General features: G+C 64.7%; 18 protein-coding genes and 2 riboswitches. Of the genes, 5 read left to right on the top strand and 13 right to left on the bottom strand.

Annotated elements, in window-relative coordinates; all coding sequences use genetic code 11:
• Window positions 1-121: 121 nt before the first annotated feature.
• The 5 genes from QMK31_RS13770 to QMK31_RS13750 form a co-directional block, all read right to left on the bottom strand.
• Window positions 122-1909: an ABC transporter family substrate-binding protein gene (locus QMK31_RS13770; protein WP_283501511.1), complete on the bottom strand. Its 1788-nt coding sequence runs from the start codon at window positions 1907-1909 to the stop codon at window positions 122-124.
• Between the two features lie 333 nt (window positions 1910-2242).
• The gene (locus QMK31_RS13765; RefSeq protein WP_283501510.1) at window positions 2243-3991 is read right to left on the bottom strand and encodes an ABC transporter ATP-binding protein; all 1749 of its coding nucleotides are present in this window, start codon (window positions 3989-3991) and stop codon (window positions 2243-2245) included.
• Window positions 3988-4935 (bottom strand): ABC transporter permease, encoded by a 948-nt coding sequence (locus QMK31_RS13760; RefSeq protein ID WP_283501509.1) that lies wholly within the window; start codon window positions 4933-4935, stop codon window positions 3988-3990. Before QMK31_RS13760 ends, QMK31_RS13765 begins: the two co-directional genes overlap by 4 nt.
• On the bottom strand, window positions 4925-5854 hold the full coding sequence (locus tag QMK31_RS13755) for an ABC transporter permease (protein WP_283501561.1): 930 nt from the start codon (window positions 5852-5854) through the stop codon (window positions 4925-4927). Before QMK31_RS13755 ends, QMK31_RS13760 begins: the two co-directional genes overlap by 11 nt.
• A gap of 115 nt (window positions 5855-5969) precedes the next feature.
• Complete coding sequence (locus tag QMK31_RS13750) at window positions 5970-7625, bottom strand: peptide ABC transporter substrate-binding protein (RefSeq protein ID WP_283501508.1); 1656 nt, start codon at window positions 7623-7625, stop codon at window positions 5970-5972.
• Window positions 7626-7946: 321 nt separating this feature from the next.
• On the opposite strand from QMK31_RS13750, the gene QMK31_RS13745 reads away from it, so the two are divergent.
• Complete coding sequence (locus QMK31_RS13745; protein ID WP_283501507.1) at window positions 7947-8738, top strand: CPBP family intramembrane glutamic endopeptidase; 792 nt, start codon at window positions 7947-7949, stop codon at window positions 8736-8738.
• A gap of 49 nt (window positions 8739-8787) precedes the next feature.
• Here the strand turns inward: QMK31_RS13745 and gcvP are convergent, their stop codons facing one another.
• The 4 genes from gcvP to QMK31_RS13725 all read right to left on the bottom strand — a co-directional run bounded on the left by gcvP (window position 8788) and on the right by QMK31_RS13725 (window position 14255).
• A complete protein-coding gene (gene gcvP / locus QMK31_RS13740) occupies window positions 8788-11703 on the bottom strand; it encodes an aminomethyl-transferring glycine dehydrogenase (RefSeq protein WP_283501506.1) in 2916 nt (971 codons plus the stop codon).
• Window positions 11704-11711: 8 nt separating this feature from the next.
• Window positions 11712-12083, bottom strand: a complete 372-nt coding sequence (gene gcvH, locus QMK31_RS13735) for a glycine cleavage system protein GcvH (RefSeq protein WP_283501505.1) — start codon at window positions 12081-12083, stop codon at window positions 11712-11714.
• 88 nt (window positions 12084-12171) lie between these two features.
• On the bottom strand, window positions 12172-13323 hold the full coding sequence (gene gcvT, locus QMK31_RS13730) for a glycine cleavage system aminomethyltransferase GcvT (RefSeq protein WP_283501504.1): 1152 nt from the start codon (window positions 13321-13323) through the stop codon (window positions 12172-12174).
• A gap of 72 nt (window positions 13324-13395) precedes the next feature.
• A riboswitch (glycine riboswitch) is annotated at window positions 13396-13497 on the bottom strand.
• A 1-nt stretch (window position 13498) separates the two neighbouring features.
• A riboswitch (glycine riboswitch) is annotated at window positions 13499-13594 on the bottom strand.
• Window positions 13595-13628: 34 nt separating this feature from the next.
• Window positions 13629-14255, bottom strand: coding sequence for a DNA-3-methyladenine glycosylase I (locus QMK31_RS13725; RefSeq protein WP_283501503.1), 627 nt, complete (start codon window positions 14253-14255; stop codon window positions 13629-13631).
• Between the two features lie 68 nt (window positions 14256-14323).
• Here QMK31_RS13725 and QMK31_RS13720 point away from each other — a divergent pair, with 68 nt between their 5' ends.
• Window positions 14324-15352, top strand: coding sequence for an ABC transporter ATP-binding protein (locus tag QMK31_RS13720; protein WP_283501502.1), 1029 nt, complete (start codon window positions 14324-14326; stop codon window positions 15350-15352).
• Window positions 15349-16182 carry an efflux permease Rv1217c-related protein gene (locus QMK31_RS13715; protein WP_283501501.1) on the top strand — a complete coding sequence of 278 codons (834 nt, stop codon included), beginning with the start codon at window positions 15349-15351 and terminating at the stop codon, window positions 16180-16182. The genes QMK31_RS13720 and QMK31_RS13715 overlap by 4 nt, the downstream gene beginning before the upstream one ends.
• Before the next feature lie 20 nt (window positions 16183-16202).
• Here the strand turns inward: QMK31_RS13715 and QMK31_RS13710 are convergent, their stop codons facing one another.
• Window positions 16203-16805, bottom strand: coding sequence for an LON peptidase substrate-binding domain-containing protein (locus tag QMK31_RS13710; RefSeq protein WP_283501500.1), 603 nt, complete (start codon window positions 16803-16805; stop codon window positions 16203-16205).
• Window positions 16806-16934: 129 nt separating this feature from the next.
• On the opposite strand from QMK31_RS13710, the gene QMK31_RS13705 reads away from it, so the two are divergent.
• The gene (locus QMK31_RS13705; RefSeq protein WP_283501499.1) at window positions 16935-17309 is read left to right on the top strand and encodes a LysR family transcriptional regulator; all 375 of its coding nucleotides are present in this window, start codon (window positions 16935-16937) and stop codon (window positions 17307-17309) included.
• A 72-nt stretch (window positions 17310-17381) separates the two neighbouring features.
• Here QMK31_RS13705 and QMK31_RS13700 read toward each other — a convergent pair whose 3' ends face one another.
• From QMK31_RS13700 to QMK31_RS13695, 3 genes are read right to left on the bottom strand one after another with little or no spacing between them, the layout of a single operon-like run.
• Window positions 17382-19046: an ABC-F family ATP-binding cassette domain-containing protein gene (locus QMK31_RS13700; RefSeq protein WP_283501498.1), complete on the bottom strand. Its 1665-nt coding sequence runs from the start codon at window positions 19044-19046 to the stop codon at window positions 17382-17384.
• A gap of 60 nt (window positions 19047-19106) precedes the next feature.
• Window positions 19107-19223 (bottom strand): DUF8730 family Cys-rich protein, encoded by a 117-nt coding sequence (locus QMK31_RS17420; protein ID WP_502853204.1) that lies wholly within the window; start codon window positions 19221-19223, stop codon window positions 19107-19109.
• Between the two features lie 43 nt (window positions 19224-19266).
• On the bottom strand, window positions 19267-19635 hold the full coding sequence (locus QMK31_RS13695) for a rhodanese-like domain-containing protein (RefSeq protein WP_283501497.1): 369 nt from the start codon (window positions 19633-19635) through the stop codon (window positions 19267-19269).
• A gap of 166 nt (window positions 19636-19801) precedes the next feature.
• Between QMK31_RS13695 and QMK31_RS13690 the strand changes: the two genes are divergently transcribed.
• Window positions 19802-21067: an MFS transporter gene (locus tag QMK31_RS13690; RefSeq protein ID WP_283501496.1), complete on the top strand. Its 1266-nt coding sequence runs from the start codon at window positions 19802-19804 to the stop codon at window positions 21065-21067.
• Window positions 21068-21078: the final 11 nt, after the last annotated feature.

Here is a 21078-nt window from a genome sequence, read left to right as displayed (position 1 = left end):
GGGCTCTGGAGCGCCAAGCGATCCCACAAATGGATGCCGCCCAGCCCACGACGTTGGGCTCCCCTGGAAATTCGGGAGCCCAACGACGCGATCACAGGGGGCTAAGCGCCCACTAACGGAACTATTTGCTAACGGACCACTGCCAGAAGTTCCAGAACGGACCAGTCTGGTTGCCCATGTACTCCACTCCACTGACACGCTTGGAAACACCAAACACACCCGGCAGCTGGAACAGCGGCAGCCCGTAGGCGTCTGCGAACATCTGCTTGTCCATTTTCTTTTCAAGGACGATCAGCTCGTCGGGATCCAGGGTGGTCTGGGTCGCAATGGCGTCGTCATTGGTTCCGGTGTACTGGTTGTAGTTGCCGCCTCCGTCGGTGGAGAAGATCTGGGAGATTCCGGCAGAACCGACACCGGGGCTGATCCAGCCAAACAGGGAAGCGTCATAGTCGCCGCCCTCGAGCAGGCTGCTCCAGTCGGGCGAGCCAGCATCGACGACAGTGATACCGGCCTTGGCCGCCGATGCCTGAATGGCCTGAAACTCATCTACCCGGTTCGGGTTTTTGGTGTTGTACAGGATGCGGATCGAGGGCGTCGCGCCAGCCAGCAGCGCCTTGGCCCCATCAATATCCACCTCGGCGTAGTCCTCGGAACCATTGTTGGCCACGGAGTCTGCGTAGGCATCATTGGCGGGAACCCAGATCTGCGAGTCCAGAACCTTGGCGTCGGGGTTGACCGGCGTCACGATGGAGTCAAGAATCTGCTGGCGCGGGATGGTCTTCAAAAAGGCCTGGCGCACTTTGAGATCTGCGAAAACCGGCTGGTCAAACCGCAGGTCGAGGTGGTCGTAAGAGACCTGATCGCCGGTCAGGACGTCAGCACCGGTGTTCTCGAGGGCGGTTAACGTGTCAGCGGATGCCTGCGGGTTGATAATGTCGACCTCACCGTTTTGCAGGGCGGTAACCTGGGCGTTGGCGTCGGGGATGACACGCATGACGATCTTGTCGACCTTGGGGATCATGCCTCCCACGTAGTACTTGTTCCGCTCCATCGTAAATGACTGTCCGGGGGTCCAGCCGGTCGGCACCATGGGTCCGCTGGAAACCAGCAGGTCAGGGTCGGTGGGAAACGCGGTCACGTCGTAGCCGGTGTTAACGAAGTCGGCGGCGGCCTTCAGGGTGGGGTCTGCTGCGACAGGGTTGGCCGTGTCGCCCTTGGGGAGCCCCTTCATGAGTGCGGTCAAATCGGCAGCAGAGCCGAGACCGGCCTTCTTGGCCACGATGTGGGCGGGCTGGCCGATCGGGTTGACCAATTCCCAGTCCACATATGGGGTGCCGTAGACCAGGGTCATCGACAGGTTGTCGTCACTGACCGTGGGGAACGCCGTGGTGTCGAGCCCTGCAGTACTGGCGGCAATTTCGAAGTATTGGGTGCCAGAGACCACATCGCCGCTGGCGGCGTCGGTAGTTGAGCTGTTGTAGTAGCCGGACTGGGTAGCCCAGGACAACACCATGTCATCCGCCGTTACGGGTTCACCGTCAGACCACTTGTCATCGGGGTTCAGCGTGTAGGTGACCGTCTGCGGGTCATCACTGGTTTTCTTAAAGGTGCCGAATTTCTCTTCGTGCACGATCTTGAAGTCTTTGTCGATGTACGAGAAGGCCGAGCCGTAGTTGCCCATGAGATAGCCAACCTGGCCGTTGGTGTCGAGGTTGGACTGCGGGGTCTGATTGTTGAACGACGTGAAGTCGTTAACCACCGCGACCGTCACCGTGCCACCGCCGGCGGCGGCATCCGTGCTGGTGCCGGTACTGCCGGATGTGGTGCATGCGGTGAGGGTCAGAGCAGCGACACCGAGAACGGCGACACCACACAGGCTCTTCCTGAACAGTTTTCCTCTGATGGACAAGATTCCTCCTGGCGAAATAATCGTCGGCGCACGGCGAGTGACCGCGAGTCGAGCGTGGTTAGCTATGACCATAGAGAGAAATCCACAGCTCTGCCAAGAAAATAACCGAACTGTTATGAAATAGCTCCATTCTTTTTCGTCGGAGGCGGGCAATATGCACAAATCTTGCGTCTAACCGTCGAAAAGGCGACGTGTCGATCGAATTTCGCTACCCCAGGCACCAGATTCCGGTGCGGGCCGCGTCGACACGTCGGGTGCGATCGTGTTAAAGAGCTGCGGGCCCGACCGGGATGATTTCCGGTCGGGCCCGCAGAGCATTTCGAAGGCGTTCGGCTAGCGCCCGAACTCAAAGTTCGCGCCGGGGATCGCCGCCAGCAGCTCCTGCGTGTACACCTCATGCGGGTTATCGAACACTTCGTCGGTGGACGCCGCTTCGACGATTCGCCCCTTCTGCATGACACAGACGTTGTCGGCGACCAGCCGCACCACCGCGAGATCGTGGGTGATGAACAGGTAGGTCAGGCCCAGCTCGGTCTGCAATTCGGTGAGGAGATTCAGAATCTGCCCCTGCACGAGCACGTCGAGGGCCGAGACGGCCTCGTCGAGCACGAGCACGTCTGGCTTGAGCGCCAGGGCACGAGCAATCGCGATGCGTTGGCGCTGACCGCCCGACAGCTCGCTCGGGTAGCGAAACTGCGTAGACGCCGGCAGCGAGACCTGATCGAGCAGCTCCAGCACCCGCTTCTGGCGTTCCTTCTTCGTACCGATCTTGTGCGCCAGGAGCGGCTCGGCGATGGTGTTGCCCACGTTGTACTGCGGGTCGAGCGAACCGTACGGGTCTTGGAACACCGGCTGCACCCGGCGACGGAACTTCAGCAGGTCACGGCCGGTGAGACCGGCGACGTCTTGCCCATCGAACTCGATCCGCCCGCTCGTGGTGCTTTCCAACTGCAGGATGAGCTTGGCCACCGTGGATTTTCCGGAACCGGACTCTCCCACGATCGCAGTGGTGGTGCCCTTCTTCACCCCGAACGACACGTCGTTCACGGCGAGGAGTTCGGTATAGCGCAGCCCCGACTTACGGATGCGGTACATCTTGGTGATGCCCTCGACCGAGATGAGGTCCTTGCCCGACGCCGCCAGTTCGCGCTCCGTCGCCCGCCGAATCAGCGCAGTGTCGGTTCCGCCGGCCGAGAAAATCTCGGTTGCCGGCGCATCCTCGTTCTTCTTGGACTGGATACGCCGCGACGCCAGGCTCGGAGCGGCCGCCACGAGACGTTGGGTGTATGGGTGCTGCGGATTGGAGAGGATCTCCTGGGACGGCCCCGACTCGACGACCCTGCCCTTGTACATCACCACGAGCTGCTCGGCCCGCTCAGCAGCGAGCCCGAGGTCGTGCGTGATGAACAGAACGCTCGTGCCGTAGTCCCTGGTGAGGGTGGCGAGGTGGTCGAGAATCTGGCGCTGCACGGTGACATCGAGCGCGCTCGTCGGCTCATCGGCGATGAGCAGCTTCGGCCGGGCGGACAGCCCGATTCCAATGAGCACTCGCTGACGCATTCCGCCGGAGAACTGGTGCGGGTACTGCTTGAGCCGGTCGGCGGCATCAGACAGGCCCGCCTCCTGCAGCACCTCAATGGTGCGCTGCTTCAACGCCTTGCCACGAAGGTCGCTGTTGGCCCTAATAGCTTCAGCCACCTGGAAGCCGATGTTCCACACCGGGTTGAGGTTGCTCATCGGGTCCTGGGGAACGTAGCCGATCTGGCGGCCGCGCACGTTTTGCATCTCGGCCGCGGTCAGGGTCGTCAGGTCGCGGCCTTCGAACAGAATCTGGCCGGCGGTCACCTGGCCGGTACCGGCGAGCAGCTTGATGATGGCCTGCGCGGTGGTGGTCTTGCCCGAGCCGGACTCCCCCACGATCGCGAGGGTCTGCCCGGGGTACAGCGTCAGGCTGACGCCGCGTACGGCGGGCACGATGCCCCGTTGAGTGCGGAACCCGACCTCGAGGTCACGGATCTCAAGGAGCGGTGCGGAGTCGGAAGACGGGATCTGGTTCACGGTTTCGGTCGCTAACTGGGTCATCGGCGTGCCCTCGCCTGTGGGTCAAGGGCGTCGCGCAGTACGTCGCCGAGCATGAGGAAGGCCAGCACGGTCAGGGACAGCGCGATAGAGGGGTACAAGAGCACCTGCGGACTGGTGCGGATGGACGTCTGGGCTTCGCCGATATCGCGCCCCCACGACATGGTGCCCGGCCCGAGGCCGATGCCCAGGAACGAGAGGGTGGCTTCGGCCACGATAAACGTTCCGAGCGAGACCGTCGCGATGACGATCACGGGCGCGATGGCGTTGGGAATCACGTGACGCAACAGAATCTTGAACCTCGACACGCCGAGCGCGACCGAAGCCACGACATAGTCCGAACTGCGCGCCGTGAGCACGGCGCCTCGCATTATGCGGGCGACCTGCGGCCAGGCGAAGATCGAAATAACCAGGGCGATCACGACCGGGGTGCGGTCGGGCAGAACCGAGAGCAGCACGATAGCGCCGAGCACGGTTGGAACAGCGAAAAAGATGTCGCCGATCCGCGAGACGATCGCGTCGAGGAATCCGCCGTAGTACCCGGCGAGGGCGCCGACGATGAGACCGAACAGGGTCACGATCGCCGCGGCCAATATTCCCACGGTCACCGAGGCACTCGTGCCAAAGATGATTCGTGAGTAAATATCGCAGCCCTGAAAGGTGAATCCGAGCGGATGTCCGGACTGCGGTGACCCGTTGCTGTCCGACAGCTGGCACTGCGTCGGCGAGACCGAGGCGAACCAGGTGGGAAACAGTGCTACCAGAACGATCAGGAGGATGAGTCCGGAGGACATCCAGAAGGTGGGCCGGCGACGCATCGAGTCCCAGGCATCCGCCCAGGTACTCCGCGCTTTCGCGGTCTCGTCGAGCCGGTCGATGGCGACGAGGGGGGTGTCGTCGAGCGCTGCAACAAAGTGCGGCTGCGCGCCGTGATTCTTACTTGGCATAACGGATCCTTGGGTCCAGAGCTGCGTACAACAGATCGACGAGCAGGTTGGCGAGTACGAAGATCACGACCATGACCGCGATGAACGAGACCACTGTCGGTCCTTCGCCGAGGCGGATGGCCTTGAAGACCGTGCCACCGACTCCATTGATGTTGAAGATTCCTTCGGTGACGATGGCGCCGACCATGAGTGACCCGATGTCGACACCGAGAAAGGTGATGACGGGCACGAGGGAGTTGCGCAGCACGTGCACTGTCACCACGCGGGGGCGGGAGAGGCCCTTGGCCGTGGCGGTGCGCACAAAGTCGGCGTTGAGATTGTCCGAAACGCTCGCGCGGGTGAGCCGCACGATATAGGCAAATGAAACGGATGCCAGCACCAGCGCTGGCAAGATCAGTTGGTCCCAGGGCGCTGCCCCGCTGACCGTGGTGCGCGCCCAATCGAGCTGAACGCCAAACACGAATTGCAGCACAAAGCCGATGACGAAGGTCGGCACGCTGATCAGCAGGAGGCTCACAACGAGGGCGCTGGCATCGAACAGCTTGCCTTTGCGCAGACCAGCGATGAGTCCGACGAGAATTCCGAACAACGCCTCAAAGGCGAGGGCGAGCATGGCCAGGCGTGCCGTGATGGGAAAGGCTGAAGCCATGACATCGGAAACGGAGCGACCGGAGTAGGTGGTACCGAGGTCACCTTGGAAGAAATTGCCGATGTACAGCAGGTACTGCACGATGAACGGCCTGTCGAGGTTGTACTCGGCACGAATCTGAGCGATGACAGCGGGTGACGGCGGTCGCTCACCGTAGAGGGCAGCGATGGGGTCACCCGGAAGGGAGAAGACCATGAAATAAATCAAGAACGTGGCGCCGAAGAACACGGGGATCATCTGGAGCAGGCGTTTGCCGGTGTACCAGAGCATCAGGTCCCCACGGAAGAGGTCGGGTGCATAGAAAGTTCGCAATCACTAAGTGGAACTCGAGAGGCCCGGGGTCTGACCCCCGGGCCTCTCGTAACGACGTACTAGGAACGAACGGTTAGTTCTTGGTGATCTCGTGATAGAGCGGCACGGAATCCCAGCCGAACTCGACGTTGCTCACGCCGTCAGACCAGACACCGGAGGTGTTCTGGTACCACAGTGGGATGGTCGGGAGATCTTGCAGCAGAACCTCCTGAGCCTCGACGTACTTGGCGGTGGCGTCTTCAACACTGGACGCCGCGGCGCCTTCCTGGAGGAGTGTGTCGAACTCTTCGCTGCTGTAGCCCTCGTAATTTGAGCCGGCACCGGTCTGGTACAACGGCGAGAGGAAGTTGTACAGGGAAGGGTAGTCGGCTTGCCAGCCGGCGCGGGTAGCGCCGGTCAATGTCTGGGCGTCACGATCTTCCAGGGCTGCACCGAAGGTCGGGTAGGGCTTACCCACGGCCTCGATCCCGAGCGTGTTCTTGACGCTGTTTACGACGGCGTCAACCCACACCTGGTGGGGTCCGTCCGCGTTGTAGGCGATGTCGAAGGTGCCGGTGTAGGGCGAGATGGCGTCGGCTTCGGCCCACTTGGCCACGGCCTCTTCCGGGTTGTACTCGAGTACTTCTGACCCTTTGAGGGAATCGGAGTAACCGTCGATGACCGGGGACGTGAAGTCGGTGGCCGGGGTTCGAGTGCCCTGGAACACGACGTCTGTGATCTCGGCGCGGTCGATGGCCATGGAGATGGCGGCGCGACGCAGCTTGCCTTCCTCACCGGACCAGTGCTCGAGGTAGTAGGGCATGTTGAAGGCTTGGAACACCGCAGCGGGCTCGTTCACGAAGGTGTCCGGGAAGTCGGACTCGTAGCTCGCGAGTTCGGATTCGGGAATCTGATCGAGCACGTCAAGGTCGCCACCCTGCATCGCTGCGTAGGCGGCATCAAAGGAGGCATAGAAGATGATGGTCAAACCATCGTTGACCGGGGTGCGTACACCCGCATAGTCCGGGTTGGTCACGAGATCGATTTGTACGTCATGCTGCCAGGCGTCGGCGCCGCCCAGCTCGTACGGGCCGTTGCCGATCGGGTTCTGACCGAAGGCGTCCATGTCTTCAAAAGCCACTTTGGGCAGCGGCGAGTAAGCCGAGTAGCCGAGGCGCAGCGGCCAGTCAGCCTCAGAGCCGGCGAGCTCAACGGTAAAGGTTGTGTCGTCCACAACCGTGAGGCCGGACATGGTCTCGGCGAGCGGTGCAGCGACCTGAAGCACAGCACCGGTATCATCCGTGGCGCCGGTAGGGTCGTCGACCATGTTGGAAACGTCGGAGTAGCCGACGATGTTGTCGAAAAAGTAGGAGGATCCCTGTGCGTTGGTCGACAGAGCGCCGTAGTTCCAAGCGTCAACGAAGGACGAAGCCGTCACTGGCTCGTCGTTGGTGAAGGTCCAGTCATCGTTGAGAGTCACGGTCCAGGTCGTGGCGTCCTCGGACTCGATCGATTTAGCGACCTCATCCTGGATCTCACCGCTCGCAGAATACGAGACCAGGCCCGCGAAGATCGACGTGATGATCTTTCCGCCGCCCACCTCGGTGGTGTTGGTCGGGATCAACGACATCTGCGGCTCGGTACCGTTCGTGGTGATGATTGCGCCGGCATCACCTGTCGTCGAACCGCCAGCGCAGCCCGAAAGCGCGAGGGCTCCGGTCGACGCGAGAGCGATGGCAACAATGCCCATTCTCCTGATTTTCAATTTTCCTCCAGTGCGCAAAAGAGCGCCTGACACAGCTCTTGACCGTGTCACACGCCCGTCGAGTCAATCCAATTTTGGCCGCAAAAGACCCGGCTCAACGTTGGGGGGTTGTTACGACCCTAGTTTGTTACTTACCCAGATTGGGCAATACGGCGAAAAATGTTACAGACGCGCAATCTATCTGACAACTATTGAGCGTCACACACTGTCATTTTGCACATATGTTGCGAGGCGGGTTTCGAACGGATGCTTCCCCCGCGATCGCGACGCGAGCGTCTGCGGATGCCGGGGTGGCAGGATAGGGCCATGCCGCCAGCATCCGCCCCGCACCGTTCCCGGCTCGGTAATTCACCGTTGTATTGGGAGATTGGCATCGTGCTCGCCCTTTCGCTCGGGGCGTCGGCCGTGTACTCGATCGTGTCGATCGTGGCTCGGCTGACCGATGTGACGCCGCTGGCCGACCAGTCGGCGACGCTCAACGGATCGCAGTCGCCACGAGAGTGGCTCGACTTCACCTACCAATTTCTGGGGATCGCCTTCGGGCTCGCCGCGGTAGCGCTGGTGCTGTTTCTGCTGTGGCGGCCCGGCCAGAGCCCGTTCACCCGCCTCGGCTTCGACTTCACCCGACCGGGCAAGGATCTGCTCGGCGGCTTCGGGCTTCTCCTCGTCATCGGCATCCCGGGACTCGCGCTCTACCTCGCCGGGCGGGCGTTCGGGTTTACAGTGGCCGTGGTGCCGGCGCCGCTCGATAGCTTCTGGTGGACCATTCCGATTCTCGTCTTCGCCGCCCTCAAGGCAGCGCTGCTCGAAGAGCTCATCGTGGTCGGCTACCTGTTCACCCGGCTGCGCGAGCTCGGCTGGTCGACCTGGACCATCATCGTGAGCTCGGCCGTGCTGCGCGGCAGCTACCACCTGTACCAGGGCGTCGGCCCGTTCTTCGGAAACGTGGCCATGGGCGTGGTGTTCGGATGGTGCTACAACCGCTGGGGGCGCACCATGCCGCTCGTAGTGACCCACTGGCTGCTCGACATTCTCTCGTTCGTCGGCTACCCCCTCGCGCTGGCCTGGTGGCCGGGGCTGCTCGCCCCGGCCAGCTGACCCACGGCGCGGCGCGAGCCCACCCGCGGGCGCAGTGGCGGTCGAGCCGCTACTCGAAGGCCTCCGGCGGCGGGCAGGCACAGACCAGGTTGCGATCCCCGTAGGCATTGTCGATGCGGCGCACCGGTGGCCAGTACTTGTTTCGCACCAACGAAGCCAGCGGATAGACCGCGGTGGCGCGGTCGTACGGATGCTCCCACTCCCCCTCGATCACGGACTGGGCCGTGTGCGGGGCGTTGTGCAGCGGGTTATCGTCGGCGGGCCAGCGGCCGGAGGCGACGGCATCCGCTTCAGCCTTGATCGCGATCATCGCGTCGATGAACCGGTCGATCTCGCCGAGATCCTCGCTCTCGGTGGGTTCGACCATGAGCGTGCCGGCCACCGGAAAGCTCATCGTCGGCGAGTGGAAGCCGTAGTCGACGAGGCGTTTGGCCACGTCGTCGACGGTGATTCCCGTCGCTGCGGTGAGCGGGCGCAGGTCGAGGATGCATTCGTGCGCGACCAAGCCGTTCTCACCCGAGTAGAGCAGCGGATAGCTGTTCTCGAGGCGTTTGGCGACGTAGTTCGCGGCGAGCACGGCGGCGCCGGTGGCCCGTTTGAGGCCGTCGATGCCCATCATGCGCACGTACGCCCAGGAGATCGGCAGGATGCTCGGGCTGCCGTACGGCGCGGCCGAGATCGGCCCGCCAGCGTGCACGACGGTCTCGGTAGCGCCCCCGCTGCCGAGCAGGTAATGCTCATCGCTCTGCGCGAGTGGATGCCCAGGCAAAAACGCCGCGAGGTGCGTCTTGGCCGCGACCGGGCCCACGCCCGGCCCACCGCCGCCGTGCGGAATGCAGAAGGTCTTGTGCAGGTTGAGGTGCGAGACGTCGCCGCCGAAATCACCGTAGCGGGCGAAGCCGAGCAGCGCGTTGAGGTTGGCGCCGTCGACGTAGACCTGGCCGCCGGCGTCGTGCACGGCCTGGCAGATGGTGGCGACCTCGTGCTCGTAGACCCCGTGGGTGGACGGGTAGGTGATCATGAGCGCGGCCAGGTTCGCGGCGTGCTCGGCGATCTTGGCGTGCAGGTCGGTCAGGTCGACGTTGCCGAGCTCGTCGCAGGCCACGACGACGACGCGCATGCCGGCGAGGGCAGCGGATGCCGCGTTGGTGCCGTGCGCGCTCGACGGAATGAGGCAGACCGTGCGACCGGTGTCACCGTTGGACTGGTGGAACCCGCGGATGGCGAGCAAGCCGGCCAGTTCGCCCTGGCTTCCGGCGTTCGGCTGCAGCGACACGGAGTCGTAGCCGGTGACGTCGGTGAGCCAGGTTTCAAGCTGGCGCACGAGGTGCAGGTAACCCTCGATATCTGCTCGAGGGGCGAAGGGGTGGATCCCGGCGAATTCGGGCCAGCTGACAGCCTCCATTTCACTCGCCGCGTTGAGCTTCATGGTGCAGGAGCCGAGCGGGATCATGCCGCGGTCCAGCGCGTAGTCGTAATCGGCGAGGCGCTTGAGGTAGCGCATCATGCTGGTCTCGGAACGGTGCGTGTTGAACACTGGATGGGTGAGGAACGAACTCACGCGATCGAGATCGCCCGGCAGTCCGTGCTGCACGGCGTCGAAGTCCACGTGGCCGAAGGCGTTTCGGCCGCCGAACGCGCCGACGATGTATGAGAGGTCTGCGAGCGTGGTGGTCTCATCGACCGACACGCTGATGGTGTTCGCATCAACCTGGTGCAGGTTGTAGCCACTGTCCGATGCCTTCGCCACAACCTCGGCGGCGCCCGCAGGCACGTTGATCTGGAAGGTGTCGAAGAAGGCGTCAGTGAGCACGTCTACGTCGATTGCCCGCAGGGCGGCGACGAGGGCGCCGGCCCGCTCGTGCACCCGGGTGGCGATGGCTTTGAGGCCTTCTGGCCCGTGGTAGACGGCGTACATGCCGGCCATGACGGCGAGCAGCACCTGGGCGGTGCAGATGTTCGAAGTGGCTTTGTCGCGGCGAATGTGCTGCTCGCGCACCTGAAGGGCGAGACGGTAGGCCGGGTTTCCGGCGGCATCGACGCTCACGCCCACGAGGCGGCCGGGCAGCTGACGCTCGAGCCCCTTGCGCACGGCCATGTAGCCAGCGTGCGGTCCACCGAAACCCATCGGCACGCCGAAGCGCTGGCTGGTGCCTACGGCGACATCGGCGCCGAGGTCGCCGGGAGATTTCAGCAGGGTGAGGGCGAGCAGGTCGGCAGCCACGACGGCGAGCGCCTTGTGGTCGTGGGCCAGGTCGATGACGGCCTGCGGGTTCCAGATGCGACCGGATGCTGCCGGGTACTGCACGAAGACACCGAAGTAGTCGCCGAGGTCCTCGGCTGTGGTCTGTTCGCTCAGGTCGATCTGGACCAGTTCGATTCCCAACGCGGCCGCACGGTGTTCCAGCAGCGCGTGGGTCTGCGGGAAGGCATCCGTGTCGACGATGAACCGTCGGGAACCGGATTTAGAGGCGCGCAGGGCGAGCAGCATGCCCTCAACCACCGCAGTGGATTCGTCGAGCATCGACGCGTTGGCCGTCGTGAGGCCGGTGAGGTCGGCGATCATGGTCTGAAAGTTGATGAGCGCTTCGAGCCGGCCCTGCGAGATCTCGGGCTGGTATGGGGTATAGGCGGTGTACCAGCTGGGGTTCTCGAACACGTTGCGCTTGATCACGGCGGGCGTGAACGTGTCGTAGTAGCCCTGCCCGATCATTGACCTTTTGACCGTGTTACGGCCGGCGAGGGCGCGCAGTTCGGCGACGGCCTCGTTCTCGGTCGCGGCGGGCGGAAGGGCGCTGTCGCCGTCCTGCCGAAACAGGTCGGCGTGGATCGACGCCGGCATGGCGGCGGAGACGAGGGCGTCCAAAGAGTCGTAGCCGACAGTGGCGAGCATGTGGGACTGGGCGTCGTCATCGGTTCCGATGTGGCGGTCGGCGAATGAATGCTGCGTGAAAGCCTGAGTCATCTTGTGCGTTACTCCCCGATCAGTGCGGAATACTCGGCAAAGGTGAGCAGGGCTGGCAGGGCCTCGAACTCGACCTTGATCAACCAACCGGCGCCGAACGGATCGCTGTTGACGAGTTCGGGGCTCTCGATCACCTGGTCGTTGGTGGCCGTGACGGTGCCGTTGACCGGGGCGAACAGCTCCCCGACCGACTTGGTCGATTCGATCTCGCCGACGACCGTGCCGCCGGCGACCGTGCTGCCCACCTCGGGCAGTTCGACGAAGACGACGTCGCCGAGCTTCTCGGCGGCGTAGGCGGTGATGCCGACGGTTGCGACGGACCCCTCGACGAGAACCCACTCGTGCTCGGCCGTGTACTGGAGTTTCGATGTGTCTGTCATGGTGTTGCCTTTCGCAGGTTGCACGGATTCAGAGTTGTTCAGAAAGCAGAGTTGTTCAGAAAGCAGGGTTGTTCCGAAAGCAGAATTCTTATTTGACGCGTTTATAGAAGGGAAGAGACGTGACGGTGGCTGGGAGGCGGGTGCCCCGCACATCGACGTACACCTCGGTGCCGAGGCGGGCCAGGTCGGGGGCGACGTAGGCCATGGCAATCGGGTAGCCGAGGGACGGCGAGAGGGCACCGCTCGTGATCACTCCGTCGGCGGTTTCGGCGTCGAGGCTGCGAAAAATCGCATAGTCGGCCCGCCCGGCACGTTTGCCGGCGGCGATCAGACCCACCAGAACGGATGCCCCCGCTGCAGGCCCCGCAACGCTTGCGGCCCGGCCGACGAAGTCGTTCTCCTTGCCCAGGTTGACCACCTTGCCGAGGCCGGCCTGGGCCGGGAAGGTGGTGAGGGTGAGCTCGTGGCCATAGAGCGGCATGCCCGCTTCCAGCCGGAGGGTGTCCCGGCTGGCCAACCCGGCTGGAACGAGCCCGTGTTCGGCGCCCGCGCTCATGAGCGCATCCCAGAGTTCTCGGGCCTGGTCGGCCGCGAGGTACAGTTCGAAGCCGTCTTCGCCGGTGTACCCGGTTCGGGCGACCAGCAGGGGGTGGCCGCGGAAGACGGCATCCGTGATGCGGTAGTACTTCATGAAGTGCAGATCGGTGCCCAGCTCGGTCACGCCCGCCGTCGCGTCAAGGATGGCAAGAGCATTCGGGCCCTGCACGGCGATGAGCGCGTAGTCGTCGCTCTGGTCGACGACGGCTACGTCGAAAGCGGCGGCACGAGCGAGTAGCGCATCGAAGGCGGCGAACCGGTTGCCGGCGTTGGCCACGATGAGAAACTTAGCGTCATCGAGGCGGTAGACGACGAGGTCGTCGATGATGCCGCCGTTCTCGTTCAGGAGCAGGCTGTATTTGGCCTGCCAGAGCTCGATCACCGAGAGCTTGCCGGCGAGCGCGTAGTCGAGGTACGCAGCGGCATCCGGGCCGTCGACCAGGATCTCGGCCATGTGCGAAAGGTCGAACAGGCCGGCCTGGTTTCGCACGGCGTGGTGCTCGGCGAGATCGCTCGAGTAGCGCACGGGCATCTGCCAGCCGGCAAAGTCGGTGAAGCTCGCACCACTGTCGACGTGCGCCTGGTGCAGCGGCGAGAACCGTTCGGAGCTGGAGGCGGGGGTGCTGGAATCGGCCGAGGTCATGAGTTCTCCGGGTGACAGGGCCGAACTACCGGCCGCGGCGGTGTTCGCGACTCGATTGAGCCGCGTGGGAACTCCCCCTCTGTCGCTCGTGCCTGAGAGCTTCACCAGCGCGTGAGCACTGACTTTCACCGTGGGCGAGACCGGCAAGCGCGCCAGGTCTTCTTTTCAGAGTGGCCAGTTCGATGCGGTACGAATACCTGAGAGATTGTCGGGGAGGATTGCTCCTTCGGTGTTCGCACGCTTTCGCGCCGAACTCTCCCGCATCGTCCATATGGCCCGATATTCAGTTGTGACGTGGTGCCAGCCTAGCCCCACACCCCGCTGCTGCCGCGACGATGACTGTCAAGCAGGTGAGTATCAATCATGCCGATCGCCTCCATCAGAGCGAACATGGTGGTGGGGCCGACAAAGACGAAGCCGACCTTCTTCAGCGCTTTCGACAGCGCAACGGATGCCGCCGAGCTGGTCGGCACGTCGGCCTGCCTCTGCGGCCGGGGAGTGTCGTCGGGCTGGAACGACCACACGAAGTCGACCAGTCCGCCGTGCTCACGCAGGGCGACGGCAGCCTGCGCGTTGGTGATGGTGGCGCGTACTTTCAGGCGGTTGCGTACGATCTTCTCGTCGCTGAGCAGTCGGGCCACGTCGTTCTCGTCGAAGGCGGCGACCCGGTCGGGGTCGAAGTCGGCGAAGGCCGTGCGAAACCCGGGACGCTTCCGCAGGATGATGGCCCAGGACAGCCCGGACTGGAACGCCTCGAGGCTGATGCGCTCGAACAACGCCTGTTCTTCCCGAACCGGAACGCCCCACTCGGTGTCGTAGTAGTCGCGCAGCATCGGATCGACCGAGGCCCAGCGCGGCCTGGCGAGGCCGTCGGGGCCGATGATGGCGTCGGAAGCGGGGGGCGGCGCATCCGCTGGCGTGATTTGTGTCATCTGAACCATTAGACACCGGCTGACGCGCACGCGAGGACTAAAATCGCAGCCAGAGCCAAGGAGCCGTCATGAGCCACGATGCACTCACCCAACCCCGCGCAGTTCTCGGGCCCGGCCAGGCACCGGACGCCGCCATCGACGTGGTCGATCTGGTGAAGCAGTTTGGCCGTAATCGTGCGCTGAACGGTGTCACCTTTCAGGTGCCGCGCGGCTCGGTTTTTGGCGTGATCGGTCCAAACGGAGCGGGTAAGACCACGATCATGCGGGCGCTGCTCGACATCATTCGCCCGACTTCGGGCCACGCCACGGTGCTCGGCACCCCGTCACGGAACGCGGGGCCCGAGCTGCGGCGACGCATCGGCTATCTGCCTGGCGAGCTGATTCTGGAGGGGCGCACTAGCGGTCGACGCCTACTGGCGCACTACGCCGATATCTCGGGGCCGGTCGCAGCCGGCCACGTGCACGAGTTGGCCGAACGGCTGGGGTTCGACCTCGACCGGCCGGTACGCAAATTATCGAAGGGCAACAAGCAGAAACTCGGCATCGTTCAGGCCTTCATGCACCAGCCGGAACTGCTCGTGCTCGACGAACCCACGAGTGGCCTCGACCCGCTCATGCAGCAAGAGTTCTTGAAAATGGTGCGCGAGGCTCGGGACCGCGGTCAGACGGTATTCCTGTCGTCCCACGTGATCAGCGAGATTCAGCAGGCCGCCGACGAGGTGGCCATCCTGCGCGACGGTCGTATCGTCACGATCAACAGCGTCGAGGAGTTGCGCACCACCGCTATTCGCCACCTGCGTCTGGTGGCCAGTGGCATTCGACCCACCGATCTGGCCGCTGCCCTCGGCGCCCTCGAGGGTGTGACGACCCTCGAGTGCACGGTGACGCCGGCCGGTGATGCCGAGGCCGTCGCCACACTCAGCAGCGAGATCGCGCCGTTCCTGCAGGCGATCTCGACCCTGCAACTGAAAGATCTCATGCTCGAGGAGCCCGACCTCGAGGAGTCCGTGCTGAAACTGTATTCCGCACCAATGCCGGCGGCGGCCGCTGCCGGGCTGGCGAGGCACGCGGATGCCCAGACGGACGTGACGAAATGACCGCCGTACAGGACCGTGCGCGAAACGTACGTCGGGCGCCGTTGCCACTCTTTGGCAAGGTCTTCACCGATTCCTGGCGCGGACTACTGGGCTGGGCGCTCGGGCTCGCCGCGGCCGCTTTTCTTTACCTCCCGCTCTACCCGAGCATCAGCGGGGGCTCTGGAATGCAGGACATCATCAAGAACCTGCCGCCGGAACTGATTAAAACTCTCAATTACGACCAGATCGGCACCGGTGCCGGCTACGCCCAAGCAACCGTGTTCGGACTGATCGGGTTTGTGCTGATGACAATCGCGGCAACCAGTTGGGGCGCCGGTGCGCTCGGCGGTGACGAGGAGTCGGGAAGACTCGAGCTCACTCTGGCCCACGGGGTGACTCGGGTGCAGGTGGCGGCGGCACGGTTCTGTGCCATTGCGGTGAAGATCCTTGCTCTGTCAACGCTGACATTCCTGGCCGTGCTGACGCTGAATGATTCCGCCCGGCTTGAGATTCAGGTGGAGAACCTGCTCGGTACGAGCCTGATGTTTGGTGGGGTGTCGCTGCTGACGGCATCCGTTGCACTGCTCGGCGGAGCGCTCAGCGGGCGGCGCATCGGCGGTATCGCCGCCGGAGCCGGAGTGGCGGTCGTCGGGTATATCTTTAATGCGCTCGGCAATCAGAGTGCGAGTCTGGAATGGCTGCACAACGTCAGCCCCTACTACTGGGCCTTCGGCAACAGCCCCTTGAGCACCGGCGCTGATCCCACCACCATTGCCGTGTTCTACGCTCTTTCGCTCCTGCTCGCCGCGACGGCGGCTCTCGCACTGCGTCAGCGCGACATCGGGGTCTAAGCCCGTCGGGTCCAGGCGCGTCACCACGCCATCGACTCGGCCGCAGCCTCGGTGAGTTCGATGATGTTGTCGAGCAGGGTCGCCATGGTGTCGGAGCGCAGCAGAACGATCTGGTCGAGCGGTCCAACCGGGGCGATTGCGGCGAGCTGCCAGGCGGCCGCGATCGGGTCGTGGGAGAGCTCGACATCGGGCGACCACTCCTGGTCGACGAACTCGCTGGCGAGGGACAGGGTGCGACGAACAAGTTGCTCGGCCTGTTCGCGGCGCGGCAGCAGCGAGTCATCCCACTCCAGGTCGGGCAGCTCACGCACGGTGGCCAGCGGATGCGGGTCCTCCGGCATCCACTCGGTCACCTCGATTCTGCGCTCGCCCTGCACGACCAGACCGAGGTAGCCCTCCGGCGCCTCCAACTGGGTGACCCGGGCGACGGTGCCGATGCCGAAGCGCCGTTCACCGCCGCCGACCTCCTGACCACGTTCGATGAGGACGACACCGAATTCGGCGGGCTCGGAGTCGAGTACCCGGGCCAGCATGATCAGGTATCGTTCCTCGAACACGCGCAGTTGCAGCGGCATATAGGGGAAGAGCACGGATCCCAGGGGGAACATCGGCAGGGTCGTCATGCCTCCAGCGAACCACGTCGGCGACCTGCCGCCTAGCCCCCGCCGCGAACACGCGGCGGGTCGGGCGGTTTTGGACGCGTAGCCTTGAAGGTCTAGGGCGCATTCCGCGCCATTGACGAGAGGCTGTTCGTGGACATCACCCTGCTGGGTCACTTCGTGGCCGCCGCTGAGGCACCCGATTTCGCCCGCGCTGCGCAGGCGCTCGGCGTCACCCGGGAAACCCTCAGCACCTCGGTGAAACGAGTCGAAGCCGAACTCGGCTACGCCCTGTTTGACCGCAAAGCACAGAGCACGACGCTCACCGAAATCGGCGTTGCCTTTCTGGACGATGCACGCCGAGAGCTGGCCGCTGGCCGCGGTGCGCAGAACGGCGGCGGTTCCGGCGATTCAGGCGGTTCCGGCGGTGGGTCCGGCGGCGGCAAGGCTAAGGCCAACAAGGGCAAGGGCCGCGCCCCAGCGGTGAAGGGCCAACCCAAGCTCGGCAAGAAGCGCCAGTCGCGCTGAGCGCGGCCTGAGCGCGGCCAGAGCGCGGCCAGAGCGCGGCCAGAGCTCGGCCAGAGCTCGGCCAGAGCGCGGCTAGAGCTCGGTGACCCGGCCAGCGTCGACGTTCCAGTGCCGATCAGTGTGCACGGTGGCGAGCATGCGCCGGTCGTGGGTGACCAGCAGCAGCGTGCCCTCGTAGCTGTCGAGCGCCTGTTCAAGCTGTTCGATCGCCGCGAGGTCGAGGTGGTTAGTGGGTTCGTCGAGCACCAGCAGGTTGACACCGCGCGCCTGAAGCAGGGCCAGCCCGGCGCGGGTGCGCTCCCCCGGCGACAGCTCGTCGACCGGCCGGTTCACGTGGTCGGACCTCAGGCCAAACTTGGCCAGCAGGGTGCGCACCGAGGCCGATGAGAGCTCGGGAACGAGCATCTCGAAACTCTCGGCGAGCGCTCGCGCACCGGTCAGCTGCGCCCGGGCCTGGTCGATTTCGCCGATCAAGACGCTGGGACCGAGGTGAGCGCTGCCGGCATCCGCTTGTTGGCGGCCGAGCAGGGCACGCAGCAGGGTGGATTTGCCGGCGCCGTTGGGGCCGGTGATGCCGATGCGTTCGCCGCCGTTGACTTGCAGGGACAGCGGGCCGAGCACGAAGTCGCCCTGCCGAAACTCGGCATTGTTCAGGGTCGCGACGACGGCGCTGGAGCGCGGGGCTGAACCGATGGTGAACTCGAGTTGCCACTCCTTGCGGGGTTCCTCGACCTCGTCGAGGCGAGCGATGCGACTTTCCATCTGCCGTACCTTCTGGGCCTGCTTCTCGCTCGATTCCACGGAGGCCTTGCGGCGGATCTTGTCGTTGTCCGGCGCCTTCTTGATGGCGTTACGCACGCCCTGGCTCGACCATTCGCGCTGGGTTCTGGCCCGCCCCACCAGGTCGGCTTTCTTGGCGGCGAACTCGTTGTAGTTCTCCCTGTTATGCCGGCGGGCGGTTTCGCGTTCCTCCCGGTAGGAATCGTAACCGCCTCCGAAGACCCGGTTCGCGCCCTGAGCAAGGTCGAGTTCGAGCACGCGCGTGACACAGCGGGCGAGGAATTCACGGTCGTGGCTGACCAGCACGACACCGCCGCGCAGGCCGGTGACGAAAGCTTCGAGGCGTTCGAGTCCGTCGAGGTCGAGGTCGTTGGTTGGCTCGTCGAGCAGCACGATATCGAAGCGGGAGAGCAGCAGCGCGGCGAGTCCAACGCGAGCGGCCTGGCCGCCGGAGAGCGCGGTCATCAGGCTGTCGGCCGTGAGCGTGGTGCCGAGGGCGAGACCGAGATCGGCCAGCACGATGGGCAGTCGTTCCTCGAGATCCGCCGCTCCACTGGCCAGCCACCGCTCGAGCGCGGTCGAATACGCGTCGGCCGGGTCGCTACCGTCAGTATGCGGCTGCGCGTCTCCGAGGGCGGATGCCGCGGCATCCATTTCACGGGTCGCTGCGGCGCAGCCGGTGCGCCGGGCGATATAGCCGGCGATGGTTTCGCCGGAAATCCGCTCGTGTTCCTGCGGGAGCGCGCCGACGAAGGCATCCGCTGGACTGAGCGTGATGGTGCCGGCTTGCGGCTCAACGAGGCCGGCGAGCAGGCCCAGCAGGGTGGATTTTCCCGCGCCGTTGGCCCCGACCACGCCGATGACGTCGCCAGGGGCAACCGTGAGGTCAAGCGATTCAAACAGGGTGCGGTGTGCGTAGCCGCCGGCCAGGCCCTTGGCCACGAGTGTTCCGGTCATTACCCCATATTCTCATTGCGGCGACGCGGCAGGCGACCGTGCGCAACGGCCTTGCCGTCTTTAGCGGCAGGTGCACTGCTCACTGACGGGAATATCGGTCATGATCTCGTCGACGTGCTGGCCGCAGCCGGTCCAGCCGATTTTCGAACAGTTTTCGCAACGAATGGGACTGCACATAGTGTCTCCTTGATCAACGTGGGTGGTGGGGTGAGCACTGGGGCTACGGGGCGGTTACGATGGCCAGACCAGTGGATGCCGCAGCGTCCGACATCCCGTGGGCGTCGGTCAGGCCGGTGAAGCCGAGATCGGTCATGCGGGCGACGGCCGAGGCCGACCGATTGCCGGAAGCGCAGTAGACGACGTACTCGCCGTCAGCCGGGAGCGCGGACAGGTCCACGTCAAACGTCGCCGACTGCACGTCGATGTTTACGGCGCCGTCGAGATGGCCGGCCGCGTATTCGCTCGGCGTGCGCACATCGACGATGACTGTGCCCGCAGCCAGTTCAACCGGTTCGGCTGTGACTGAGCAGGCCGCCAGGCCGAGCACGACGGTGACGGCGATGGCCAGGGCGGCGAGGGTCTTCTTCATGAACTGCTTTCGTCGGCGTTGCGGCGTGGGGCTGGATTCATATATACCCTATGGGGTATCTTGCGGTGAGGCAAGTCCGGGCGCGCGCGGCCTCGCTAGAGTGTTTTCAGGCACACGCCACCGGTCGAGGCGCTGAGCCATCCGGCCGCAGGCAAGGGGAACGATTGTGAACAACGACACGACAGGCGTTGAAGCGGAAACGCCGCACAGCGAGCACGCCACGCTGCAGAAGCGCGTGGTGCGGGTACTCATCACCGGTCAGATTCTGGGCGGCATCGGCATGGGAGCGACCCTGTCCCTCGGTGCGCTGCTCGCCGCCGAACTGTCGGGGTCGAGCGCCTGGTCGGGCATGGCCGCAACCATGAGCACCCTTGGGGCCGCGATCGTGGCTGTGCCGCTCGCCCGGCTGGCGCAGGCCCATGGGCGCCGTGTATCGCTCGCAACCGGTTCGCTCGTGGCCGGCGCGGGCGCCGTGCTCGCGATCACCGCGGTCTCCATCGACACTTTCGCCCTGCTGCTGGTGGCCCTGATGATGCTCGGCGCCGGCTCGGCGACGAATCTGCAGGCTCGATTCGCCGCGACCGACCTCGCCACCTCGCGCTTTCGCGCCCGTGACCTGTCGATCGTGGTCTGGTCCACGACGATCGGTGCCGTGCTCGGCCCGAACCTGTTTGGACCGGGCGAAGCGCTCGGCGCGGCCCTCGGACTGCCGGCGATGACCGGGGCGTTCGCCTTCTCACTCGCCGCCACTGTCACGGCGGCCTGCGTCTACGCGCTCGGGCTGAGACCAGACCCGCTGCTGACCGCGCTGGCCGCACGCACGAAGAGTGCGGGCATCCGTCGCGCCAGCGGGGGTCTGGCCATTCTTCGCGGCAATGCGGCGGCTCGATATGCCGTTGTCGTCATCGCGCTGAGCCATATGACCATGGTGGCGCTGATGTCCATGGCGCCGGTGCATCTGCGCGACCACGGCGCGACCCTGACGATCGTGGGACTGACCATCAGCCTGCACGTGGCCGGCATGTACGCCCTCTCCCCCGTTTTCGGCGCACTGTCCGACCGAGTGGGACGAGTTCCGGTCATTCTCGGCGGGCAGTCGATGCTGCTGGTCGCCCTCACTGTGGCCTGGCTTAGCGACGGGTCGCAGGGCACGATGACACTGAGCCTGATCTTTCTGGGACTGGGCTGGTCGGCATCCGTCGTCGCCGGTTCGGCACTGGTGTCCGAGGCCGTCGACATTGAGGATCGCTCGTCGCTGCAAGGGTTCTCCGACCTCGCCATGAACGCAGCCGGCGCGCTCGGCGGCGCCCTCGCCGGGCCGATTCTGACGCTGGCCGGCTATTCCGGACTCGGCCTCGCCGCCATGGCGCTCGTCGCCGTCATTGTCGTATGGTCGGTGCTTGAGGTTCGTGCCAGCATGGCTGCGCGCTGATGCACCCGTAC

Source organism: Cryobacterium sp. PH31-O1, from assembly GCF_030063455.1.
In the GTDB taxonomy this organism is placed as follows: domain Bacteria; phylum Actinomycetota; class Actinomycetes; order Actinomycetales; family Microbacteriaceae; genus Cryobacterium.
This window is presented reverse-complemented; position numbering and strand designations above follow the sequence as displayed.

What these genes read in the sequence shown, in the direction of transcription:
- QMK31_RS13765 (WP_283501510.1), bottom strand. Translation starts at nt 3,991, where the DNA reads ATGACCCAGTTAGCGACCGAAACCGTGAACCAGATCCCGTCTTCCGAC.
- QMK31_RS13760 (WP_283501509.1), bottom strand. Translation starts at nt 4,935, where the DNA reads ATGCCAAGTAAGAATCACGGCGCGCAGCCGCACTTTGTTGCAGCGCTC.
- QMK31_RS13755 (WP_283501561.1), bottom strand. Translation starts at nt 5,854, where the DNA reads ATGCTCTGGTACACCGGCAAACGCCTGCTCCAGATGATCCCCGTGTTC.
- QMK31_RS13750 (WP_283501508.1), bottom strand. Translation starts at nt 7,625, where the DNA reads ATGGGCATTGTTGCCATCGCTCTCGCGTCGACCGGAGCCCTCGCGCTT.
- QMK31_RS13745 (WP_283501507.1), top strand. Translation starts at nt 7,947, where the DNA reads ATGCCGCCAGCATCCGCCCCGCACCGTTCCCGGCTCGGTAATTCACCG.
- gcvP (WP_283501506.1), bottom strand. Translation starts at nt 11,703, where the DNA reads ATGACTCAGGCTTTCACGCAGCATTCATTCGCCGACCGCCACATCGGA.
- gcvH (WP_283501505.1), bottom strand. Translation starts at nt 12,083, where the DNA reads ATGACAGACACATCGAAACTCCAGTACACGGCCGAGCACGAGTGGGTT.
- gcvT (WP_283501504.1), bottom strand. Translation starts at nt 13,323, where the DNA reads ATGACCTCGGCCGATTCCAGCACCCCCGCCTCCAGCTCCGAACGGTTC.
- QMK31_RS13725 (WP_283501503.1), bottom strand. Translation starts at nt 14,255, where the DNA reads ATGACACAAATCACGCCAGCGGATGCGCCGCCCCCCGCTTCCGACGCC.
- QMK31_RS13720 (WP_283501502.1), top strand. Translation starts at nt 14,324, where the DNA reads ATGAGCCACGATGCACTCACCCAACCCCGCGCAGTTCTCGGGCCCGGC.
- QMK31_RS13715 (WP_283501501.1), top strand. Translation starts at nt 15,349, where the DNA reads ATGACCGCCGTACAGGACCGTGCGCGAAACGTACGTCGGGCGCCGTTG.
- QMK31_RS13710 (WP_283501500.1), bottom strand. Translation starts at nt 16,805, where the DNA reads ATGACGACCCTGCCGATGTTCCCCCTGGGATCCGTGCTCTTCCCCTAT.
- QMK31_RS13700 (WP_283501498.1), bottom strand. Translation starts at nt 19,046, where the DNA reads ATGACCGGAACACTCGTGGCCAAGGGCCTGGCCGGCGGCTACGCACAC.
- QMK31_RS17420 (WP_502853204.1), bottom strand. Translation starts at nt 19,223, where the DNA reads ATGTGCAGTCCCATTCGTTGCGAAAACTGTTCGAAAATCGGCTGGACC.
- QMK31_RS13695 (WP_283501497.1), bottom strand. Translation starts at nt 19,635, where the DNA reads ATGAAGAAGACCCTCGCCGCCCTGGCCATCGCCGTCACCGTCGTGCTC.